The organism is Bifidobacterium catenulatum subsp. kashiwanohense JCM 15439 = DSM 21854 (genome assembly GCF_001042615.1).
GTDB lineage: Bacteria > Actinomycetota > Actinomycetes > Actinomycetales > Bifidobacteriaceae > Bifidobacterium > Bifidobacterium catenulatum.
Genome location: NZ_AP012327.1, coordinates 164,987 through 186,963 on the forward strand (window position 1 = coordinate 164,987; position 21,977 = coordinate 186,963).

Annotated in this window: 15 protein-coding genes, 1 tRNA gene and 1 pseudogene; 10 read left to right on the forward strand and 7 right to left on the reverse strand. The window is 56.8% G+C overall.

The features are described from left to right. Positions 1–40: 40 nt before the first annotated feature. From BBKW_RS00610 to BBKW_RS00620, 3 genes are read right to left on the reverse strand one after another with little or no spacing between them, the layout of a single operon-like run. Positions 41–694 carry a TetR/AcrR family transcriptional regulator gene (locus BBKW_RS00610; RefSeq protein WP_033500650.1) on the reverse strand — a complete coding sequence of 218 codons (654 nt, stop codon included), beginning with the start codon at positions 692–694 and terminating at the stop codon, positions 41–43. Continuing rightward, entirely contained in the window at positions 691–2,883 is a 2,193-nt protein-coding gene (locus tag BBKW_RS00615) for a YhgE/Pip domain-containing protein (RefSeq protein ID WP_033500651.1), read from the reverse strand. Before BBKW_RS00615 ends, BBKW_RS00610 begins: the two co-directional genes overlap by 4 nt. After that, the gene (locus BBKW_RS00620; protein ID WP_033500652.1) at positions 2,880–5,627 is read right to left on the reverse strand and encodes a YhgE/Pip domain-containing protein; all 2,748 of its coding nucleotides are present in this window, start codon (positions 5,625–5,627) and stop codon (positions 2,880–2,882) included. Before BBKW_RS00620 ends, BBKW_RS00615 begins: the two co-directional genes overlap by 4 nt. 371 nt (positions 5,628–5,998) lie before the next feature. Here BBKW_RS00620 and BBKW_RS00625 point away from each other — a divergent pair, with 371 nt between their 5' ends. Further along, positions 5,999–7,270, forward strand: coding sequence for a putative ABC transporter permease (locus BBKW_RS00625; protein WP_033500653.1), 1,272 nt, complete (start codon positions 5,999–6,001; stop codon positions 7,268–7,270). Positions 7,271–7,430: 160 nt separating this feature from the next. Here the strand turns inward: BBKW_RS00625 and BBKW_RS00630 are convergent, their stop codons facing one another. Together BBKW_RS00630 and BBKW_RS00635 are read right to left on the reverse strand one after the other, a co-directional pair. After that, the gene (locus BBKW_RS00630) at positions 7,431–7,667 is read right to left on the reverse strand and encodes a glutaredoxin family protein (RefSeq protein ID WP_003833732.1); all 237 of its coding nucleotides are present in this window, start codon (positions 7,665–7,667) and stop codon (positions 7,431–7,433) included. 433 nt (positions 7,668–8,100) lie between these two features. Further along, positions 8,101–8,173: transfer RNA gene (locus tag BBKW_RS00635), tRNA-Lys, on the reverse strand. Between the two features lie 159 nt (positions 8,174–8,332). On the opposite strand from BBKW_RS00635, the gene BBKW_RS00640 reads away from it, so the two are divergent. Further along, positions 8,333–9,988 carry a C69 family dipeptidase gene (locus BBKW_RS00640; protein WP_033500654.1) on the forward strand — a complete coding sequence of 552 codons (1,656 nt, stop codon included), beginning with the start codon at positions 8,333–8,335 and terminating at the stop codon, positions 9,986–9,988. A 213-nt stretch (positions 9,989–10,201) separates the two neighbouring features. On the opposite strand, the gene BBKW_RS00645 is transcribed toward BBKW_RS00640, so the two are convergent. Both BBKW_RS00645 and BBKW_RS00650 read right to left on the reverse strand, forming a co-directional pair. Next, a complete protein-coding gene (locus tag BBKW_RS00645; RefSeq protein ID WP_033500655.1) occupies positions 10,202–11,233 on the reverse strand; it encodes a glycosyltransferase family 2 protein in 1,032 nt (343 codons plus the stop codon). Between the two features lie 301 nt (positions 11,234–11,534). Further along, on the reverse strand, positions 11,535–12,344 hold the full coding sequence (locus tag BBKW_RS00650) for a TetR/AcrR family transcriptional regulator (protein WP_231858497.1): 810 nt from the start codon (positions 12,342–12,344) through the stop codon (positions 11,535–11,537). Positions 12,345–12,500: 156 nt separating this feature from the next. On the opposite strand from BBKW_RS00650, the gene ftsY reads away from it, so the two are divergent. The 8 genes and pseudogenes from ftsY (at position 12,501) to BBKW_RS00685 (ending at position 21,975) form a co-directional block, all read left to right on the forward strand. After that, complete coding sequence (gene ftsY, locus BBKW_RS00655; RefSeq protein WP_033500657.1) at positions 12,501–13,763, forward strand: signal recognition particle-docking protein FtsY; 1,263 nt, start codon at positions 12,501–12,503, stop codon at positions 13,761–13,763. Positions 13,764–14,083: 320 nt separating this feature from the next. Then, positions 14,084–15,379, forward strand: coding sequence for an ammonium transporter (locus tag BBKW_RS00660; protein ID WP_033500658.1), 1,296 nt, complete (start codon positions 14,084–14,086; stop codon positions 15,377–15,379). Position 15,380: 1 nt separating this feature from the next. Beyond that, complete coding sequence (locus BBKW_RS00665) at positions 15,381–15,719, forward strand: P-II family nitrogen regulator (RefSeq protein ID WP_003807443.1); 339 nt, start codon at positions 15,381–15,383, stop codon at positions 15,717–15,719. A 195-nt stretch (positions 15,720–15,914) separates the two neighbouring features. Continuing rightward, on the forward strand, positions 15,915–17,741 hold the full coding sequence (locus BBKW_RS00670; protein ID WP_033500659.1) for a [protein-PII] uridylyltransferase family protein: 1,827 nt from the start codon (positions 15,915–15,917) through the stop codon (positions 17,739–17,741). A gap of 422 nt (positions 17,742–18,163) precedes the next feature. Next, positions 18,164–19,612, forward strand: a complete 1,449-nt coding sequence (gene dnaB / locus BBKW_RS00675) for a replicative DNA helicase (protein WP_033500660.1) — start codon at positions 18,164–18,166, stop codon at positions 19,610–19,612. A 2-nt stretch (positions 19,613–19,614) separates the two neighbouring features. Further along, positions 19,615–20,568, forward strand: a pseudogene (locus tag BBKW_RS11235) (Mur ligase family protein); the annotation flags it as partial. Between the two features lie 207 nt (positions 20,569–20,775). After that, the gene (locus BBKW_RS11240; RefSeq protein ID WP_414835669.1) at positions 20,776–21,141 is read left to right on the forward strand and encodes a DUF1727 domain-containing protein; all 366 of its coding nucleotides are present in this window, start codon (positions 20,776–20,778) and stop codon (positions 21,139–21,141) included. Between the two features lie 75 nt (positions 21,142–21,216). After that, the gene (locus tag BBKW_RS00685) at positions 21,217–21,975 is read left to right on the forward strand and encodes a type 1 glutamine amidotransferase (RefSeq protein WP_033500795.1); all 759 of its coding nucleotides are present in this window, start codon (positions 21,217–21,219) and stop codon (positions 21,973–21,975) included. The last annotated feature ends 2 nt before the right edge of the window (positions 21,976–21,977 follow it).

Below are 21,977 nucleotides of genomic sequence, written 5' to 3' on the forward strand. Positions count from 1 at the left end.
TTTCAGATTACTATTGTTCAGCTCTGCTCTGCAGTGCCTTTCAGGCGGCCATAACGGGCCACAGAACGGCCACCATGTTCTCAGGCCAAGGAATACTCGCGTCCCCATGCAACGCCTTGCAGGCGAGCATGGAGCCGAGTATCGTGCTGAACAGGAATTGCGGATCCAATTCATTACGGAACACTCCGGCCTTCATGCCGCGTTCAACAAACTCAGAAAAACGCTTTTCCGCAGGAACAAGCACTTGATTGGCAATCGCATTCAACGAAGTGTTATCAGACGAAAGCACCACACCAACGGCCTTCAAACCAAAATCGCTGTCGAAAAAACAACCTTGAATGCGTTGCAACATCGTCAGCAAACCGTTTTTCGACAACTCGACATCGCTGAAATCCGGTAATCCCGCAACTTCCAGCTGCACGCGGCGCAACAGATCATCCGCATTCTTATAGCGGCGATAAATCGTGGTTTTCGCAACGCCGGAACGACGAGCGACCTCTTCGATGGTCACCGCGCCGACGCCATCGGAAATCACAATCGCAAGCGTGGCCTTCATAATCTTATGATCGGTCTGCTCACGAAGCTGCTCGCGGCGGCTATGCGCCTTGCGAACCACCTCATGCACGTCACTGACCGCGTCGGAAACCACATCGGAAACGGCTTCGGAAACCGCCTCATGCACTCCGGTAATCATGAGATCACCTTGGTGCTTTCCACCTTCGCCACATACCACTTATTGAACTTGACCAGCGGAATACGCAGCAGCAAGCCAATCAGCAGCAGCGGAATCAGGAACAACAGCAGCGAGCCGAGCGCATGCCAGTAATCGTTGTTGTAAATACCGGCAATTGCCGCACGCAACGCCACAATCGAATGCGTGGCCGGCAGGAACGGGCTGATATCGCTGATGATCTTCGGCAGCACGGCCAGCGGATACGCGCCATTCGAGCCGGAAATCTGCGCCACCAGCACCAGCACGCCAATAGCCTTGCCTACATTGCCGAAACTCGCCACCATCGTGTACGTGAAGAACGAGAACACCAAGGAGCTTGTCCAGCCAGCTAGCATGAACAGCCATGGATGCACCGCCTGCACATGCAGAAACAGGAGATTGCCGCCCAGCGAGAACGTGCTCTGCAGCAGCGCGATCACACCGAACACGCCATAATGGCCGAGGAACAGCTGATGCGGCTTCGGATTGTCAAGACCCTCACGGTTCTTGCGTGAAACGCCGGGTTTCAGCGTTACAGCCATAAGCAGCGAACCTACGAACAGCGGAAGAATCGTGTAGAACGGCGCCAACTGCGAGCCGAAATTCTCAACAGGGAACACAGCCGTGCGCTTCACCTGGACGGGGGCCGCAAGAGCCGCCGCCAGCGAATCCGTGTTGTTGCCGAGCACTTCCTTGACGGTGCCCATATTGCCGCTGTTCAGCGCGTCGGAAAGCGTGCCATTGAACGAAGACAGCGCGGTGCCCGCCTTGGTGAGGCTCTCGGCGGTGGAATCAAGCACCGTGCGAATATTGGTCAGCTGCTTGTCTGCCGACTTCGTGGTGCTGTTGAGATCTCCCAACGCGCCCTTCAGATCGGCGGCCGTGCTGCTCAATGCGGTGACCGTGTTGCTGATCGAATCGGAAATATCGCTGAGCTGCGGCTTGAGTTGGCTGTCGAAATCGGTTTTGATGCCGTCGATGGAGGCCTTCGCCTGCTGGGCGAGCTGGCTCACGCGCTCGCGGTCGGCTGTGGTGTCGCTCACTTTCGCGTCGATATTGTCGGCGCTGGTGTTGAGTGAGTTCGCTAGATCGTTGAGTTGCGTAATGGTCGCGCCCACGTTGGTTTTGAGATGATTGATGGCGATTTTCGCGACTTCCGGCACCAGATCGTTGTTGCTGAGCTCGTCGAGGGCGTCGTAGATGTTCTGGTAGCTTTGCGCCTGCTTAGTTACGTTCGCGGCCTGATTGCGCAGGGCGGTGGCCGTATTGCCGGCTTGGGTGCCCGCATTGTTGAATACGCTGTCAATATCGGTGGAGACCGCGCCGAAGCTGTTCGCCGAGCTGTTCAACGCGGTGCTGAGAGCGTTCGTGCTGGTTTTGACGGCTCCGGTCAGATCGTCGATGCTGTTCTTCGACTGTTTGAGCTCGTTGCCGGCGTTCTTCGCGCTGTCGCTCACGTTGGAAAGCAGGTTGTTGGAACTGTCGAGTAGGTTCTGCGCGCTCAATGTCAGCGAGCTGAACGTGGTCAACGCGGACGACGTGTCGGTGAGCGTGTTCGCGAAATTGCCCATGTTGTTGCTGAAGTTGGTGAGCGTGGCCCGCGATTCCGGTTTGTCAAGCTCGTCGGCCAGCTGCGAGGCGATGTTGAGCGCGGTGCTCGTCAACGTTTTGGAGAACATTTCGTTGATCTGTGCTGCCACGGTGTCGGCTCCCTGGCCGGTGATCTTCGGGGCGAGTGCGTTCTTCTTCTCGTTGTTGTAGTAGGTGAGCGTGGCATGGTCGCCGTCCGCGGTGAAGAACGTCATCATGCGGGTGCTGAAATCCTTCGGAATCACCACTGCCGCATAGTATTTGCCGGATTTGGTGCCGTCGATGGCCTCTTTTTTGGTGGTGAAGGTCCAGTCCATCTGGTCGTTGGCGCGCAAGGTGTTGACCACTTGGTCGCCAATGCTGATTTTTACTGGAATGAGGCCGGACTTGTAGCCTTCATCGTCGTTGGCGACGGCGAATTTCAGATTGCCGGTATTGGCGAACGGATCCCAGCTTGCGCTGATGTTGAACCAAGAGAACAGACCCGGAATCACCACCAGTCCGGTAACGATGATGATGGAGACGATGTTGCTGGTCAGGCGTCGAACGTCGCCGACGAACAGTTTCCAGATGTTTTTCATGCGTTGCTCCTTTCGCCGTTACCGTTGGGATTGGTGTTGCTCGCTGTGCCGGTGTTGCCGGCCACGTTCATGGCCTGTACCAGTGTTGCGATGCCGTCGGCGTCGGCTTGGCTGGTGCTTGCGACGTTGGCGATCGCCTGTTTGGTTTCGTGTTTTCTTCGTTGTGTCTTGCGCATCAGCTTGTCTCGCCTGATTTGTTGCGCGCGCTTCTTGCGGCGCAGCCTCGCAGCTTGGCGCTCCACCAGCTGTTCGCGAATCGCTTCGTCGCTGAGGCTGCCGAGTTCCACCTGGCGTTGCAGGCCGAAACGCATGTATTCGATGACCATCAGGAATCCGATGATGAGCAGCACCCAAATAATCCACGTGGCAAGCACCACGCTCTTCTCGCCGTTGGTGAAGGAGAAGATCAGCACCAGAATCACCGGCACAATGAAACCGGCGATGAGCGCGCCACGCTTGAGCTTCGGATACAGTTCGGCGAAACGGCTTGCGCGTTCTTCGATCGCCTCACGGTAGCCGCCCTTGTCGGCAAGCACCTGAATGGCTTGGGACACGTTGTATCCGCGTTCCGGAAGCTGCACTTCCTCGCCGATGATCATGTCGCTTTCCTTGATCTGACGGGCGAACAGGCGGTTGAGATTGACCAGCAGCGGGCGAATCGCAAGTCCAATGAAGAACGCGGCCACGGCGAACAGCAGCAGCGTGCCAATCGACTTGAGCCAATGCCCATCGTAGAAGCCAGCAATCGTCTCGCGGAACGCGTCAATCGAATAACTGAATGGCACGAACGGGTAGACCATGCGGAAGAATTTCGGCATCATCTCAATCGGATACAGGCCAGAAGCGCCCGGAATCTGCACGATAATCAACGCGACGCACAATCCCTTGCCGATATGCATGAACGTGGTCGATAGTGCGAATGTGATGCTCAGATACACCAGCGATGTGATGGCGCCGGTAAGTACGAACAGCGGTGCGTTCACGGTCTGCACGCCAAGCAGCAGGTCGCCGATGGTGGTGATCGTGCCTTGGGCCGCGCCCATGATGCCGAGCAGCATGTAGCGGGCGAAATACTTTTCGGAAGCGGTCAGGTCGAGGTCTTCGAGGTCTTCGTCGTCGACCTCCACCTTGAAGATCACCACGAAGGCGAACGCGCCCACCCACAGGGCCAGATTGGTCATGAGCGGAGCCATGCCGGAACCGTAGGAGTTTATCGGGTACACGTTCTTCGTGTCGATCACGGTGGGGGACTGCATGAACGAGGCGATTTTCTCTGTGTCGAGGGAGCTGCCGCCGGTCAGGTTTTTCAGCATGTCGACACTGCCGAGTGCCTTCAGGTCGGTGCTGACGGTGATGAGCTTGTTCTCCACCTGTTCAAGCTGCTTGTTGGTGTTCTGCAGGGTGGTGCGTGTGTCGTTTGTTACTTGGTCGAGCTGGCCGAGCACGGCGGAGGTTTGGGTGACGATGGTGCTTTGGCTGGTCACGGTGCCAGACAGCGTTCCTGCGGTCATGGCGAGCGAGCTCAGGCCTGAGTTGAGCTGGGGGAGCGCGCCGGAATTCAACGTGTTGCGGGCATCTCCCATGCTTTTCAGCGAATTTTGCGTGCTGGTGTTGAAGTCGGTGGCGAGTTTGGACACGCTGTCGGACGTGGATTGCGTGTTCTCGCTCAACGTTTTAAGGTCGTTGAGCGTGCCAGCGGCCGTGTTGTTGGTGTCTTCAAGCTTCTTGATGATGTCTTGGTACTGCGTGTTGTCGCTGACGTTCTTGAGCTTCTCGATGAGCTGGGCGTTGCTGTCGGTCACGCTTTGCATGTTGCTGACGGCCTGCTGCGCGGCACCGCTCGCGGAAGAGACGGCCGTGGTCACCTTGTTGATGCTGGTGGTGGTGTCGCTAGCGGCCTGCGAAATCAGACCGGAACCGTTCTCCAAAGCGGTGTTGGCATTGGAAGTGAAGGTATTGAGGCCGTTTTGTGCGGTGCCGATAGCGGTGGCGGTGTTCGCTAGGCCCTTGCCGGCGCTTGCTGCGGCCAGTTGCACGTCGTTCATTGCCTGACGTGCGGATTGCGTTTGTTGCGGCACGTTGGCGAGCTGTGCGTCAAGATCTTCGATGGTGGAGCGGATGAGGTTTACGTTCTTCTGGGTTTTGTCGAGTTCTGCTGTGGTTTCGTTGACGAAGGAGTTGGTTTTGCCGTTGATGGTGCTATTAGCGGAGTTCACAGCTTTAGTGAGTACTTCGCTGACAGTGGAGACGAAGGTGTTGTTGACGGTACGGTCAACGGTGGTCGCGCCTTGATCGGTGATTTTCGGGGAGATCGGGCTCGATTTTTCGTTGACATAGTATTCCAGCGTCGGCCGGTTCTTGCTGCCGGTCACGACGTTGGCGAGATCCTCGCTGAAATTGGAGGGGATGATGATCGCCGCATAGCAGTCGCCGGACTGTACCGCTTCCATCGCTTCGGCCTTGCCCATGAACTCCCAGCCAAGCTGGTCGTTGTCTTCCAGCGTGTCTTCGATCTGGTCGCCGAGGTTCATTGTGCCGAGCAGGGCGTTGTCGGTGCCTTTGTCGACGTTGGCCACGGCAACTTTGATGCCTTGGGTGTTGCCGTACGGATTCCAGAATCCGTAGATGTTGAACCATGCGTACAGCGGCGGAATGATGGTTATACCGATCATGATGACCCAGGCGGCAGGTACGGTGATGAGTCGTTTGAGGTCACGACGTAGAATCTGCAGTACGTTGCGCATTGTCTCCCCAGCCCAATGGATGTTCGACCGTGTTTGCGTGTAGCGATACGTTATCCGTAGCGCTACGCCTCCCGTATCGTAATACTCGCTCTCGGACAAATTTGGGCACAGGCGTAAATACGCTCCGCCCATGACTGAAATAAACACGACAAATCGCGACAGGACTGTGAATCTTGCTGTTGGCGACCGCGCAACTTGCATTCTGTGCATGCGCAAGTCGAGTCTGCTGTCTGCGCATCTTGTGATTGCGAGATGACATGTGACTTGTGCAGACAGAGATCGCAGGTTGTGCGGGTTGCGCACAAACAATCCTCTCGTGTAGCGCACTGCGATTGGGTTTTGGTAGCGTTGTGCAGGGAAGGACGAATAGTATGGGCAAAACCGAAGAAGTGAGCGCGGCCATCGCCGACGAAACCGAAATCGCAGCGATCGAAGAGGCCGGCATCATTGCGCAATCAAAATCGGCGGAAGATAACGGCAATCCGGCTGACCGCCGGCTCCCGCTGATTGCACGCATTTACGGCATCGTCATGTTGATCGAAGGCGTGGTGACGTTACCGATCATCGTGGTTTCCTGCCTGTATGCGGTCCAAGCCGCGCTTTCCGGCAAACTGGCGTTTGGCGCGCTGAATCTTACCACTATTCTGTCGGTTATTCATGCTGTGGTGCTGCTGGTCTCCACCGCATGCCTTGCGGTTTTCGGCGTGCTGCTGATTCTCAATAAGCGTCGGCATATCGCGCAATGGACGTATTTGATGATTCCGCTCACGCTTGCGGAAGGCCTATTGTCGTTGGCGTTGCAGGGTTTGGGCGTGAATCTGATCGGTCCGGTCGTGCAGCTGCTTGTATTGGTTGCGTTGCATATTACGGCTGATCCGTCGCTGCGCGAGGAGCGTCGTTTGCAGTTCGCGCTTCGTCGTTTGGATGCGCGCAGCGAGTATGAGACGGCTGTTTCGAAGGGTATGGCCGGCCGTGATCTGACTGGCAAAGGCTACATTTCGTTGGATTTCTTCAACTTGTTCTGGCTGTTTGTGGTCGGTTGCGTGTTTGGTCTGGTACTGGAGACGCTGTACTACTATGTGCTGTTCGGCGAATGGCAGGATCGCGCCGGTTTTTTGTGGGGGCCGTTCTCACCTATCTACGGTTTCGGCGCGGTGATCCTGACGGTGTTGCTCAACCACTTGTGGCGGTCGAATTGGATGCTGATTTTCTGCGCGAGTGCGGTGATTGGCGGCGCGTTTGAATATTTCACCAGCTGGTTCATGGAGGTTGCGTTCGGTATTCGTGCGTGGGATTACACGGGTCAATGGCTGTCAATTGATGGGCGCACATCCGGCAAATACATGTTTTTCTGGGGAGTACTCGGCTTGGTGTGGGTGAAGCTGATTCTGCCGCATTTGCTTGCGATGATTCAGCGTATTCCATGGAAGATTCGCTATACGTTGACGGCGGTGTGTTTCGCGCTGATTTTCGTTGACGGCGTGATGACGTTGATGGCTCTGGATTCCTGGTATTCGCGTATGGCGGGTATTGCGCAGAATTCGCCTGTTTCGCAATTCTTCGCCACGTATTTCGACGACGGCTTCATGGCCAATCGGTTCCAGACCATGACGATCGACCCGTCCACGGCCAGCCGCATGTAGTGGCTGACTGCTTTATGGTTGACTGCTTTATGGACTAGACGGCGAAGCTGTGTGACAGAACGCGTATGGTGGCGCCTGCTGTTGGTTGCGCCGTGCGCGGCTGCACGCGACCTGACCCGCACCGTCTTTGTGGACTCGGTGCGCTGCGACTTCTACGCGTTTATGCGGCGAAGCTTTGTGCGAGCTGGCGGATCAGATCCGGCCTATGCCCACTCCATGAGGAGTTCGGTGAGATGACGACCGGAATCTGCTTGAAACCAGCGTTTTTGATCTGTTCGAAGGTGGACGGGTTCTTCGTCAGGTCGACGGTGTCGTAACGCACGCCCAGCTTTGCAAGCTCTTGTTCGGTGGCTTCGCATTGCGGGTTGCTCGGATTGGTGAAGACGGTCACGGTCATTCGATTTCCTCCCTATGCAAATGGCTTTCGTCGTTTGTGAAAGCCGTGTCGGCCACGTTCTTCGATTATGCTCGCTTACGCAAGCCACTATCTAGCATACACACTACCGGTAGTGGTGTGTCGTGAGGTTCCTCACTGTATATAGTGGGGAATTCCCCAGAATTCCCGAAAATACGAACGTTTGTTCGAATATGCTCCAGTGTACCTCAAACTACGGAATTCGCGTCTGAGCGCATGTCGAAACTGTCTCTAATGCTGTTGGATGGGCGCAAGATGCGTTGCGGACGGTCGTGAAATGATGCCGAGTCTGTGATGCCTATAGCAGTGAATGTACCGGGTAAATGCTGGGCTGCGGCCTTTGATCCATTAGGCTGCAAAAACAAGAAAGCCTCGGAAACCGTTAAAAACATTGACTTCCGAGGCTTTTCGCATGTGCCCCCCGTGGGATTCGAACCCACAACCCACGACTTAAAAGGACGCTGCTCTAACCGTTGAGCTAGAGGGGCAACAAAGAGCCAGTATACAGCATATTTACGCAAAACGCCACACAGATCAGCTGTAAGTAACAAAAAAACGTGGATTATCGCCAAGTCATCGCCGAATCATCATCGAATTCCCGTGAATCGCAGCATCATTTCTGCATATCTGCTCGTACAGTGGAATGCATGTCATGTACCACGATTCTTGTAGGCAAGAAAGCCAGCTACGACGGCTCCACCATCATCGCACGCGACGATGATTCCGGTTCCGGCCGTTACGACCCTAAGAAATTCATTGCGGTCGCACCGCAAGACCAACCTAGGCATTACCGCAGTGTGCTCAGTCATGTCGAAATCGATCTTCCCGACAATCCATGCCGATACAGCATTGTGCCGAACGTGCTGCCAAATCGCGGAATTCTCGCGGAAGCGGGCGTCAACGAGCACAATGTGGCGATGAGCGCCACCGAAACCATCGCAGTCAACGAGCGCGTGCTAGCCGCTGATCCGCTTGTTAAACTGCAACCGGCGAACGAAGCCACTAGCACCCCTGAGATTCCGGGCGGAATCGGAGAAGAAGACATCATCACCCTTGTGCTGCCTTACGTAACCACGGCACGCGAAGGCGTCGCACGTCTCGCCGAACTGCTTGAAACATACGGCACTTACGAATCGAATGGCATCATCATTTCCGACGTAAACGAAATCTGGTATGTCGAAACGATCGGCGGGCACCATTGGATCGCCCGCCGCGTGCCGGACGACTGCTATGCGACCATCCCCAACCAGCTCGGCATCGACGATTTCGACTTCGACGACGCCTTCAACGCCCAACGTGAGTTCATGTGCAGTGCCGATTTGCGTGAATTCATGGATGCGCATCACCTTGACCGCACTATGAGCGTGGCTGCAAGTAGTGGCTTCGGATTCCAGCCGACGAGCGCTTTCGGAAACGTCAATATGAACGGTAGCAGTAATAGCAGCAGCGGCGCGACGCTGAGACGCAACCATTTCAATCCGCGCACGGCTTTCGGCACCGCCACCACCAAAGACCGCATCTACAACACTCCGCGTGCCTGGTACATGCAGCGCTACCTCAATCCAAGCGAGGATTGGGATTCGCCGTCCGCCCGCTACACGCCCGCGTCCGACGATATTCCGTGGTGTCGCGTGCCTGAGAACGCTGTGACGCTCGAAGACGTCGATTTCCTGATGAGCGCACACTTCGAGGGAACCCCTTACGACCCGTACGGTACTCTCGGAACGTCGGAAAGCCGCCATCGCTACCGTCCGATCGGCATCAACCGCACCGGGCATATGGTGGCCATGCAGATCCGCCCGTACGTGCTGGAAACCAGCCGCTCGATCATGTGGATTTCGTACGGTTCCGGCCCCTTCACCGCGGCCACGCCGTTCTACGCGAACGTCGACGATACGCCCGCCTACCTGCGCGACACCACGCCGGAAGTCTCGACCAACAACCTGTACTGGGCGAACCGTTTGATCGCCGCGCTCGCCGACGCGTATTTCTACGAAACCAGCAATGCGATCGAAGAATTTGCGGAATCGGCCCGCGCTTACGGCCATCGTCTGGTGGAACGTACCGATGCCGAATTGTGTGAGATGACCGCACCATCGAGCGTGTCCGAATCGCAAGAGAGTACAGAAACCACGGAGATTACGGAAGACGCAAGTATTGCAATCATCGCCAGACTGCAGCAGTCCAACGAAGAAATGGCGGAATACTTGCGCACTCACGTTACGAAACTGCTTAACGACGTGCTCTATACGTCCAGCAATCTCATGCACAACAGTTTCGCCATGTCCGACCGCTGGAACTGAGCATAAAGTCCTGAAATCCGGCAAAACCCGTCCCAATGAGCCAGGTTTCCGCGCTCGGGGCGGGTTTGCATGAACGTAGGCTGTTGGAGGCGTCAGTGCTGCTTCCAACAGCCTCACGGCTGCATCCTCACCCCGTACGTCAGTTCTGCCATATATAAGGCAGATAGTGCCATCCAGACCGTCGATTGACCGTCAAATCGTCGGAAATCGCGATCAGTTGAACCCGACGACGTGTTCCGCCACGAAATATCCCTTGCGAATCACGAAACGACCGATTGACCCGCGCAAATTCAGCGCACGAGACATGGCCTTCTTGCGCACATCCTTGTAAATAGTGGGGGAGTACGCCTTAATGTCGTCCCACATATCCTTTTTCTTCTCATAATTTTCCGGATCGCGAGACAAAATCATGAACACACTTGCCACGGAGCTTTCAATCGCCAGGAAGTGGATCATATAACGGTACAGGCCGTCCGGCACCGTGTCGCGTTCCGGAGTGGCGCGCACCATGCACTGGTTGACGAGGCGCAGCTGGTCGACACGGCGGATCATCACATCGGTCTGCACGCTTTGCCCGTCGCGCCCGATGAAATAGTGGTAGAACGGCGTATCCAAATACTTCATGGTCTTCACCCACGGGAATGGTTGGTACGCGTAAATGAAATCCACGTAGAACGTGTGCTCCGGCAGTTGCATGCCGGACTCTCGCACCACGGCAGTACGGTACGTCAGCGCGTGCATGAGAATGTATTCAGCCAAGCCGAAATGCCCAAGATCGTTCCAAGTCAGGCGCTCGCCGGCCTTCATGGCATGGCGGAAGTTCACTACATGCTTGTTGCGTTTGCCAACCTTGTCATACACATAATTGGTGACGAGCATGTCGATCGGCTCGGTGGAATCGGCCTCTTCGCGCAGCACGGCCATGACCTGTTCGAGTGATTCGGGGCCAACCCAATCGTCGGCGTCCACGACCTTCACATACATGCCGCGTGCCGCCGCGATGCCGGTGTTGACGGCCCCGCCGTGCCCCCTGTTCTCCTGGTGGATGGCGCGTACGATGCCTGGATAGCGGGCTTCGAATTTCTGTGCCATTTCCAGCGTGCCGTCGGATGATCCGTCATCCACGATCAGCACTTCGATATCGTCGTTGCGCTTCGCTGCGATTAACGACATGACGCATCGTTCCAAATATTCGGTCATATTGTACGCGGGCACCACGAAGGTGAGCGTCTTCTTCTCCTGCATAGTCTTCCTTGGTCGGCCGAGGTGACCTTCCGCGTGCGCGTGGTCACTGCGTAACGAAACTAACGTAGCACCTTGTTCGCTTCAGGGGAACGGTTTGTGCGCAATAGGCGCCCTGAATAGTTCAATCTGCACCTGAAATTTCCCTTAAGGGTATCGTTGTTGACGATTTGTCGGTTTTCGTCGATGTTTATTGGCTTTTGTGCTGCTTACGATTCCTCTGTTGCGGGCACTATTTAATTCCTGCGCCGGGCATCTGTTGGCGTGGGCTGCGATGCTTGCGGTGACAGGGTGCGGCGGGGTTTTACAGCTGCTGTTCGGCTTGTGTGTCTTGGCTTCCGGCTGCGCCTTGTTCGGTGTTCTGTTCAGCGTTCTGACCGGCTGGGCTTTCCGTATTGTTTTGTGATTGTGCCTCTTTTACGGCCTTGCGCTCACGTTTCGCGATTTCCTTGATTTCGCGCCTTTCCTGCTTTTCCGCCTCTTTTGCGGCTTTGTCGCTTTCGAAACGCAGTTCCGGCTTGGCTTCCATGCGGCTCAAGCCATGCCAGGCCAGATTCACGATGTGTGCGGCGAGCTGCTCCTTGCTGAGCTTGCGCTGGTCGGCCCAATATTGGCAGGTGTAGACGGTCATGCCGATGAGCATCTGTGCGTAGTACGGCACGCCCTTGGCGGGCAGATGCTGCCGCTTGAACGCCTCGGTGAGTATGTCTTCGACTCGGATGGAGATGTCGCCGAGCAGCGAGTTGAATGATCCCGCGGGATCGGTTTTCGGCGAATCGCGGGTGAGCACGCGGAATCCCTCGGCGTTCTCCTCGACATAGGTGAGCAGTGCGAGGGCGGTGCGTTCGACGATTTGCCGCGGATGCGCCTGTGGATCGGACAGCGCGTTGATGAGGGTGTCGGTGAGCGCGCGCATTTCGCGGTCCACCACCACGGCGTACAGGCCCTCTTTACCTCCGAAATGCTCGTACACAATGGGTTTTGACACTTTTGCGGTGGCGGCGATCTCCTCCACGCTCACTGCTTCGAAACCCTTCGACGCGAACAGCGAACGACCGATTTCGATGAGCTGCTCGCGCCGCTGATACGACGTCATTCTGGATGTGTTAGCCATGCCGTCCAGTTTTTCACGTCCCGTGGATAGTCTGTCCGATTCCGCAGAATCGGACAACTGTGGTGCGTTTGACGGTGCTTACTTGTCCGTTTCTCCCGAATCGGACATTCTGAACGGTAGGTGAAGAGTGTCCGTTGCGCTTTTTAGGCTGGAGTCATGGATACGAATGTGATTATTGCGATTGTCGCTGTTGTTGTTATCGCGGCAATTCTGGTGATCGGCGGATGGTGGCTCGGTAAGACCCGCAAGAACGCCGTCAACAAGTCCACTGAGGATGTGAAAGCGGCTGCTGATGCCCGTCTTGATGCGGAAGCAAAGTCGTCTGCGGCTGATTCTTCCACGGTGAAGCCGTCCGTTGATTCCAATGTTGATGCAGCTGGAAAAGCTCCGGCTGAAAGTCAGCAGAAGTCCTCAGCTCAAGCTTCCTCTTACGAAACGGCGGCTCCTGCACCAGCCACCGCAGCCAAGCCCGAACCGGTTCATGAAACCCCCGAATCCGCCGGCACGCGCATGCAGCGTCTTAAGGCGCGTCTGTCGAAATCCGGCAATCCGTTCGGCAAGGCCCTGTTCAACATCCTCGCCAAAGATCAGCTCTCCGAAGCCGATTGGGAGGACGTCGAAGACACCCTTCTGCTTGCCGACGTGGGCGCGGAAGCCAGCGAACAGCTCGTCGAGGAACTACGCAACGACGCCCGAATCGCAGGCCAGTCCGACCCGGCCGAAGTGCGTGCCGCGCTGAAAGACAAGCTGCTGAAGCTCGTAGGCACTGACACGGATCGCCGCCTCAATGCCGATAAGGAAGGCGCGAACAAACCGAGCGTCATCATCATGGTCGGCGTGAACGGCACGGGCAAAACCACCACTGCGGGCAAGCTTTCCCGCCTGCTTGTTTCCGAAGGCAAGCAGGTCATGCTGGGCGCTGCCGATACCTTCCGCGCGGCGGCCGCCGACCAGTTGGAAACTTGGGGCGCCAAGGTCGGCGTTCCGGTCGTGCGTTCCGACAAGGACGGCGCCGATCCGGCGTCCGTCGCATTCGAGGCCAGTGCCAAGGCCAAGGAAGAGAACGCCGACGTGCTCATCATCGACACCGCCGGCCGCCTGCAGAACAAGGCGAACCTCATGGACGAGCTCGGCAAGATCCGCCGCGTTACCGAGAAGAATCTTCCGGTTGATGAGGTGTTGCTCGTGCTCGACGCCACTACCGGCCAGAATGGCATGACCCAGGCCAAGGTGTTCGCCGAAGCCATCGGCATTACCGGTGTGGTGCTCTCCAAGCTCGACGGCTCCGCAAAGGGTGGCATTGTGATTTCCGTGCAGAAGGAGCTTGGCGTGCCCGTCAAGCTTGTCGGCCTCGGCGAAGGCCCGGACGATCTCGCCCCGTTCGATCCGGAAGGCTTCGTTGACGGCATCCTCGCCTGAGCTGATTGTGCTCCCGAGAAAGCCTCCCCGCGTGGGAGGCTTTCTTTTTACCCCGACCAGTTTTATCTCGCCCATATATGGCAGATACGCTGAAAAGTGGGCTGATATTGGTTTTGTCTGGGAGCGTTGCGCAATCTGAAACAAAACGTGCTAGCCGCTTTATTCCAACGTTTTCGGTTGACGTAATGGCGAGATGGCGTTACCTTGCTGTAACACGTCGTAACGTTTTCAAAACGCGGGCGGCGTTCCATACCGTTTTGTCAGCCCCATACGATGGGGCCGGAAATGTGAACTCAAAAAGAAAGAAAGAGGAGGGTGACATGGGTCAGCTTGATTCTGGAAATGCCGCGTGGATTTTGACTTCCGCGTCCCTTGTGTTCCTCATGACGCCGGGTGTGGCGTTCTTCTACGGTGGCATGGTCCGCGCAAAGGCCGTGCTGAACATGATGATCATGGAGGCGGCCGCTCTGTCCGTCACAATGGTGATCTGGGTGCTGTGGGGCTGGTCCATCGCCTACGCAGGCACTTCGGTCGGCGGTGTCTTCGGTGATCCGGCCACGGGCTTCCTGCTGAAGGATTCCATGGTTTCCGACGGCGGTGTCTTCACGTCGGCTTCGCTGAACTCCAACAACTACCCGGTCAGCGTCGATGTGGCGTTCCAATCCGCATTCGCCATGATTACCGTCGCTCTGATTTGCGGCGCTATCGCTGAACGTGTCAAGTACTCCACTTGGATGATTTTCGTCGCGCTGTGGATTACCTTCGATTACGCTCCGCTTGCCCACATGGTGTGGAATGGCGGTCTGTTGAGCGCTGACGGCGCGATCTCCCAGGCCATCGGCGCTGCCGCCCACGATTTCGCAGGTGGTACGGTCGTGCACATCAACGCTGCAGTCGCCGCTCTGGTGATCGTGCTGATCATCGGCAAGCGCAAGGGCTTCGGCACCCAGCCGTTCCGTCCGCACAATGTTCCGTTTGTGATGCTTGGCGCTTTCCTGCTGTGGTTCGGATGGTTCGGCTTCAACGCTGGTTCCGCGTTCGCCGCCAACGGCACCGCAGGCTACGCTTGGGTTTCTACTTCCGCTGCAACCGCCGCCGCAATGCTTTCTTGGGGCTTCACTGAGAAGATTCGCACCGGCCACTACACCGCCATGGGTGCCGCTTCCGGTATCGTCGCAGGTTTGGTCGCCATCACCCCGGCCGCCGATGTGGTTTCCCCGCTGTGGGCCATCGTGCTCGGCGCCATCGCCGGCGTGCTCACCTGCCTCGCTTGCGGCCTGAAGTTCAAGCTCGGCTACGATGATTCTCTCGACGTTGTCGGCGTCCACGGCGTCGGCGGCTTCACCGGCACTGTGCTCATCGGCTTCTTCGGCGAAGGTACCGGCCTGTTCGCGGGCGGCGACTGGAAGCAGTTGGTTGTGCAGCTTCTCGTTGCCCTCGTTGCCATCATCTGGTCCGCTGTTGTCACCGGCATCATCGCTTTCGCTCTGGAGAAGACGATTGGCTGGCGTGTCACCGAAGCTCAGGAAGTCGGCGGTATTGATCTTGCCGATCAGGGCGAACGTGCTTACGATTTTGCTGGTACCGCCAGCTCTGTTCTCAAGGAGGTGAAGTGAGATGAAGCTCATTACCGCTATCATTCAGCCGCATAAGCTTGACGATGTCAAGGAAGCCCTCGCTGCCGCAGGTGTTCACGGTCTGACCGTGTCTGAGGCTAACGGTTACGGCCGCCAGCGTGGCCACACCGAGGTTTACCGTGGCGCAGAATACACCGTGGATCTCATTCCGAAGATTCGTATCGAGGTGCTGTCCGACGACGCTGACGCCGAGACCCTGGTTGGTGTGATCGTCAAGTCCGCCGGCTCCGGCACCATCGGCGACGGCAAGGTTTGGGTTGCCCCGCTTGATTCGGTGACCCGCGTGCGCACCGGCGAGACCGGCTCTGCCGCTATCTGATAATTCATTCGGATAGATATTAAAGACCCCGAGCTTAGGCTCGGGCTATCAATAGACGGATCCCCGTACGTGCTTTGTGCCGTGCGGGGATTTTCATACGATTTTCGCGTCAGTTTTTCTGCTTCGGATTTCCCCACTTTTGCTTTTATCTGCTCAGGTTTACTTGTTTTTTGCGAAGATTCATAAGGATTTGCTATGACTTCAGCGGTTGATGGTCTTAAACAACGTTTCATGAATATAAGTCAGCCGGATGCCGACGGCGTGTACCGCAATGGTGCGGCGAAGCGCAAGGCTCGTACGGATCTGGCCATGGATTGTCTGACGAAGTTGTGGCAGGAGGCCTGCCAGACGGTTTCTTTTGACGTTCCGCAAGTTGGTATTGGTCTTGGTGCGGTCGGTTCGTTGGCTCGCGGCCAAGTTGGACCGAGTTCCGATCTTGACTTGGTGGTTATTTATGAGCCTCACGCGCTTACTGACCAGCAGCTCAATGAGCTTGCCAACAAATTGTGGTATCCGATTTGGGATTCTGGCCTTGATCTTGACCAGTCGGTGCGTACCCGCGCGCAGTGCGAGGCGGTCACCGACCATGATCTGCCTGCCGCGATGGGTTGGCTGGATGTGGTGCCGATTGCGGGCGACGCGCAGTTGATCGAATCCACGGCCGTCTCCATTTTGGAACGTTGGCGTAGGGCCGCCCGTAAGCGCTTGCCCGAATTGTTGGGTTCCGCCAAGTCTCGTTTGGACGAGTTCGGCCGTATGGCGTACGGTAATCAGCCTGATATTAAGGAGTCTCGCGGTGGTTTGCGCGATTCCGTGCTGGTATCCGCGCTTGCCGCTTCTTGGCTTGCCGACCGCCCGCACGGCCAGTATGACGATGCTGTCGAACGGTTGTTGGATGTGCGTGACTGCATTCATTTGGTTGCCAATAAAGACACGAATATGCTGCTGGCTCCCTATCAGGCGAGGGTTTCGGCGATGTTGGGTTTGGCTGATCCGACGTTGCCGAGTGGCGAGCGTGAGGCGAAGTCGATTGATGATTTGCAGACGTTGCTTGCGCGTGTTGGCCGTCAGATTGCGTTTTCGCTTGATTCCACGGCTTCCCGAGCCGAGCATTCGTTGACTCATGAGAAGCCTCGTTTTGCGTTTTTCCAGGTGTTCCAGCCTCGTGGCGGTGGCAAGCGTCAGGCGCCTACGTTTGATGTGGTCGCGCCCGGTATTGCCAAGCATGAGGAGGAGATTGTGCTTGCGCCGGGTGCCGATCCGAAGTCTGATCCGTGCCTTGCATTGCGTGCGGCTGTTGCTGCGGCTGAGTTTGGTCTGCCGATTGCGCCCGGCACGTTGCAGAATCTGAAGTCATGTCCGATTGATGATCGCACTTGGAATGATGAGTCGCGCAGTCTGTTCTTGCGTTTGCTTGCGAGCGGTCCCGCGTTGTTGCAGGTATGGGAGGAGATTGATTTTGTTGATATTCCGGGTCGTTTGATTCCGGAATGGTTGGCGATTCGTAATCGTCCGAGCGCTTCGGCTGCTCATCGTTACACGATTGACCGTCATTCGGTTGAGGTGGTCACACGGCTTGGTCGTGAAACACCTCGTGGAAACCGTTATGATGATCGACATTATCAGGCGTTGCTGTTGGCTGGTATTTTGCATGATATCGGTAAGCGTCCGGGGGTTGCCGATCATGCTGCGGAGGGTGCCCGGCATGCGTCTACGGTGTTGAAACGTATGGGTTTTGACCGTGACATTATTTGGTGGGTCACGTTGCTGGTGCGCGAGCATCTTACGTTGTCGGAGTTTGCGACTGGTCAGAATCCTAATGATCCGAATGTTGGCGACGAATTGGCTTCTCGTCTTGATCATGATCCGCTGCTGCTTGACATGCTCTTTGACCTGACTCGTGCTGACGGTTCGTCATTGGGCGCCACGTCCGGTGAGACCATTTCCAAACAGTACGGCTGGAGCAAATGGCGTGAAACCCTCGTCCGAACCATGTACAACGCCACCCGCTACCACATGTGAGGCCGCGTAGGCTGTGAGCGAATGCCCAGCAAAGCGACATGGTTTCCGACGACGCGGTACCCGTCGCGTCGTCGGAAACCCATCGTTTAAGAAAAAGTGGGGAACATATCACCTTCAGTTCACTTAAGCAAGTCACAACCAGGGGAATAGACACCCGTACGAAAGATGTCCCCAAGTTGTCCACTTGGTTATCCCCATTTGGTGGATAACTCGATATGTTTTCCACATAGTTATCCCCAGTATGTGGATAACTCGGGTTTTTCCGGCTTTCTTATCCACAGCGAACCGATTCGCGCGTGTCGTGCATCATCAACTCCAGCAATGCGGAGATTCCTCCAGAATCTCATCGCAACATCATTCGTGAAGTGGCACAGGTATTATGGTTTTTCCCGGTACACCACACATCGAAGAGCTGGAGAAACATGGCGGAGAGCAATTCTTGGAACAACGGCCTGAATCAAGGGCAAGACCGCGGTTTTTCGGGCAATGGCAGCACTTCCGGAACATCCGGAGCGGCCATTCGCGACGCCATCTTCGACCGTGTGCCGCCGCATGACGACGCCGCCGAAATGGCGGTGCTCGGCGGCATGCTCATGAGCAAAGACGCCATCGGCGAAGTCTCACAGATGATCGACATCACCGACTTCTACCAGCCGCGTAACCAAACCGTGTACGAAGCCATCATCAACCTGTTCTCCGCATCGCAACCCGTCGACGCGGTGCTGGTAGCCAATCAACTGCTCAAAGACGGCGACCTCGAAAAAGTGGGGGGATCCGACTATCTGCACAGCCTCGTCGCATCCGTGCCGACCGCAGCCAACGCAACCTTTTATGCCGACATCATTCACCAGCGCGCCATCTTGCGCAATGTGATCGCAGCCGGCACCAAAATCGCGCAGCTCGGCTACACAGCCGAAGGATCCCAAGCCGAAGACGTCGTCAACCTGGCGCAGGCCGAAGTCTACGAAATGTCGACCGGCAAAGTGAGGCAGGATTACGCGCCGATCGGCACCGTCATCACCGACACCCTTGACCAAATCGACCGACTGCAGAACGGCGAAGTCTCCAAGGGCGTGCCAACCGGATTCCGCGACATCGACGAAGTGACGCAAGGCCTGCAGCCGGGCCAGATGATCGTCGTGGCAGGACGCCCCGCCATGGGCAAGTCCACGCTCGGCGTCGATTTCGCACGATCCGCCGCGTTGCACCACAATATGACATCCGTGATCTTCAGCTTGGAAATGAGCAAAAACGAACTTGCGCAACGAATTATCTCCGCGGAAACGAATATTCCGTTGGCAGCCATGCGCCGAGCGGAAGATATTACACAGGAACGTTGGAATATTCTCAATAATCTGCAAGATAAACTGCAGAACGCACCATTATTCATCGACGATAGTCCGAACATGAGTTTGATGGAGATCCGTGCGAAATGCCGCCGATTGAAGCAGACGAACGATCTGAAATTAGTGGTGATCGACTACCTGCAGCTCATGACTTCCGGCAAAGCCGTGGAAAGCCGCCAGCAGGAAGTGTCTGACTTCTCGCGTGCATTGAAGCTGCTTGCCAAGGAATTGGAAGTGCCGGTGGTGGCGCTGAGCCAGCTGAACCGTGGCCCCGAAATGCGTCAGGACAAGAAGCCGCAGCTTTCCGACCTGCGTGAATCTGGTTCTATCGAGCAGGACGCCGACGTGGTGTTCCTCGTGCACAGGCCGGACGCCTACGACAAGGAGGATCGCCCGGGCGAGGCCGACATTATCATGGCGAAGCATCGTAACGGTCCGACCGATACCTTCAACCTCGCGTTCCTTGGCGCGTACTCCAAGTTCAAAGATATGCCGCAGGACTATCAGAGCCAGCAGGAGGTATAAGCATGGCGTGGAACTCATTCGCAACGCCGCTGATCGGCAAAGCCGTGCGAGCGGCCTCCCGCTTGGCGCATGGTGGCGGCAGCGCGTTCCCCGGCAAAATCGTGGAACAGATCGACCCGCAATTCCTCGCACGCACGCTACGGCAGCTGCCGCTCGGCGTGGTGCTCGTATCCGGCACGAACGGCAAAACCACCACCACTCGCATGGTGGCAAGCATGCTGGAATCGTTGGGATTAAAAGTGTTCACCAACCCGACCGGATCGAACTTCACCCGTGGCGTGGTTTCGTCGCTGCTGTCCGAAGTCTCGCTTGGCGGCAAACTGGACGCCGATATCGCCGTGTTGGAACTCGACGAAGCGTACGCGGTGCATTTCGTCAAACAAGTGCAACCCGACTACTGCCTGCTGCTCAACGTGATGCGTGACCAGCTCGACCGTTTCGGCGAAATCGACAATACCGCGAAACTGTTGAGCAAAGCTGCCGAAGCGACCACCGGAACCGTGGTGCTCAATCGTGAGGATCCGCGCATCGCACGGCTTGCAGACGTCACGCATACTGAAGATGGTGTGGAAGTGCGCTATTTCGGACTTGACAAGTCGCTGCGCAGATTCTTCCCTTCCGACGATGACATGCGCACGACGGTTGATACGGAATCGGCAACTGATACTGAAGCGGCAGTTGGTATTGACTTGTCCGAATCTGCAGAATCGTCCGAAAATATTGAGAGTGATGATGCTTCCGCAATTACAAAAACTGGGGAACATGCAGAAAAATCGGAACATGCAGACTCTGCGGAACAACTACCGGCTGACGTGACCCTGCTTGCCGTAGGCGACCATCGTGCCAGCTTCGGCATCGACGGCGAAACGTACGAAACCGGCGTGAAATTGGAAGGTGTGTACAACCTGTACAACGCGGCAGCCGCACTGGCCGTCGTACGCGCGGTCGTAGCCGACGCGCAGGCAATGTTCCTGCCGTTCGAAGAGAACGTAACCGACGGACTATTGCTACAAGTGGGAATCTCACAGCGCATGATCGATTTCGCGCACTCCACCACGCAATCCATGATCGACGCGGCAGCCGAAGTCACTCCGGCGTTCGGTCGCGGCGAAGTCATCGACGTGAACGGTTCACCTGTGGAGCTGCTGCTCGTCAAAAATCCCATGGGATTCCGCCTCTCGCTCGCATCCTTCACCCCCGAAGGCTGCGACACCATGATCGCCATCAACGACGAATACGCCGACGGACGTGACATGAGCTGGCTGTGGGACGTGGACTTCTCCTCGCTGCGAGCCACTGGTGTGGCCATGGTTTCAGGCGTGCGCGCATGGGATATGGCGTTGCGCCTCGAATACGATCAGGTGCCGGTGAACAGCGTCAACACGGAACTTGAAGAGGCTGTCTCAACGTTCGTGAACGCGAATCCGGGTACTCCCAAGCACATCTACTGCACATACACGGCAATGCTCAAAACGCGAGCGGCGCTCGGCAAAATCGCCGAAGTCGCCGACGCTGGCGTGGGCAAGTGACGGCGCGCATCCGCGCAATCCGGCAAAACGTGCGAAAAACGCATGAAAACGTATGAAACGCATGAGGGAGACGATATGAGCCAGACAATCGACATCGTGTCGCTATATCCGAAAGACATGAACATCTACGGCGACTCCGGTAACGTACTCACCATCCAGCGCCGACTCGCGCTGTACGGCTACGAACCGCACGTGCACGCCTACAATCAGGGCGACGCGTGGCCCGAACATGTCGATATGATTCTGGGCGGCGGCGGCCAAGACACCGGCCAGAAGAAAATCATCGACGACTTCTTCAAACGCGCCGACCTGCTGCGCTCGCTGGCTGCCGACGGCACCCCCATGCTCATGATCTGCGGCCTGTACCAGCTGTTCGGCGAATATTTCGAAACGGTGGATGGTTCCCGACTCGACGGCATCGGCGTGATCGGCGCGTACACGGTCGGTCAGGAAGTGCGCATGATCGGCAATCTGACCGAGCATTCCGCCGATTTCGGCGACATCGTCGGTTACGAAAACCATTCCGGCCAGACCTTCCTGCGCGAAGGCGTGCAGCCGCTCGGCACTGTCGACGCGGACGGCACCGGCAACAATGGCGAGGATCATACGGAAGGCGCGCGCGTCAACAATGTGATTGGCACATACATGCACGGTTCGCTGCTGCCGAAGAATCCCGCGATCGCCGATTTTCTGATCCGTACCGCCGTGGAACGCCGATATGGTTCGTTCGATCCGGTTGCTGCAGGGCAAACGCAAGCGCAGCGTGCGGAACTTGACAGCATCAATACGATTGCAGGCAACGCGCGTCGCGTGGCCATGGCGCGCCCGCGCTGATC

What these genes read in the sequence shown, in the direction of transcription:
- BBKW_RS00650 (WP_231858497.1), bottom strand. Translation starts at nt 12,344, where the DNA reads ATGGCTAACACATCCAGAATGACGTCGTATCAGCGGCGCGAGCAGCTC.
- BBKW_RS00625 (WP_033500653.1), top strand. Translation starts at nt 5,999, where the DNA reads ATGGGCAAAACCGAAGAAGTGAGCGCGGCCATCGCCGACGAAACCGAA.
- BBKW_RS00615 (WP_033500651.1), bottom strand. Translation starts at nt 2,883, where the DNA reads ATGAAAAACATCTGGAAACTGTTCGTCGGCGACGTTCGACGCCTGACC.
- BBKW_RS00665 (WP_003807443.1), top strand. Translation starts at nt 15,381, where the DNA reads ATGAAGCTCATTACCGCTATCATTCAGCCGCATAAGCTTGACGATGTC.
- BBKW_RS00670 (WP_033500659.1), top strand. Translation starts at nt 15,915, where the DNA reads ATGACTTCAGCGGTTGATGGTCTTAAACAACGTTTCATGAATATAAGT.
- BBKW_RS00640 (WP_033500654.1), top strand. Translation starts at nt 8,333, where the DNA reads ATGTCATGTACCACGATTCTTGTAGGCAAGAAAGCCAGCTACGACGGC.
- BBKW_RS00620 (WP_033500652.1), bottom strand. Translation starts at nt 5,627, where the DNA reads ATGCGCAACGTACTGCAGATTCTACGTCGTGACCTCAAACGACTCATC.
- dnaB (WP_033500660.1), top strand. Translation starts at nt 18,164, where the DNA reads ATGGCGGAGAGCAATTCTTGGAACAACGGCCTGAATCAAGGGCAAGAC.
- BBKW_RS00685 (WP_033500795.1), top strand. Translation starts at nt 21,217, where the DNA reads ATGAGCCAGACAATCGACATCGTGTCGCTATATCCGAAAGACATGAAC.
- BBKW_RS00645 (WP_033500655.1), bottom strand. Translation starts at nt 11,233, where the DNA reads ATGCAGGAGAAGAAGACGCTCACCTTCGTGGTGCCCGCGTACAATATG.
- ftsY (WP_033500657.1), top strand. Translation starts at nt 12,501, where the DNA reads ATGGATACGAATGTGATTATTGCGATTGTCGCTGTTGTTGTTATCGCG.
- BBKW_RS00660 (WP_033500658.1), top strand. Translation starts at nt 14,084, where the DNA reads ATGGGTCAGCTTGATTCTGGAAATGCCGCGTGGATTTTGACTTCCGCG.
- BBKW_RS00610 (WP_033500650.1), bottom strand. Translation starts at nt 694, where the DNA reads ATGATTACCGGAGTGCATGAGGCGGTTTCCGAAGCCGTTTCCGATGTG.
- BBKW_RS00630 (WP_003833732.1), bottom strand. Translation starts at nt 7,667, where the DNA reads ATGACCGTGACCGTCTTCACCAATCCGAGCAACCCGCAATGCGAAGCC.
- BBKW_RS11240 (WP_414835669.1), top strand. Translation starts at nt 20,776, where the DNA reads ATGGGATTCCGCCTCTCGCTCGCATCCTTCACCCCCGAAGGCTGCGAC.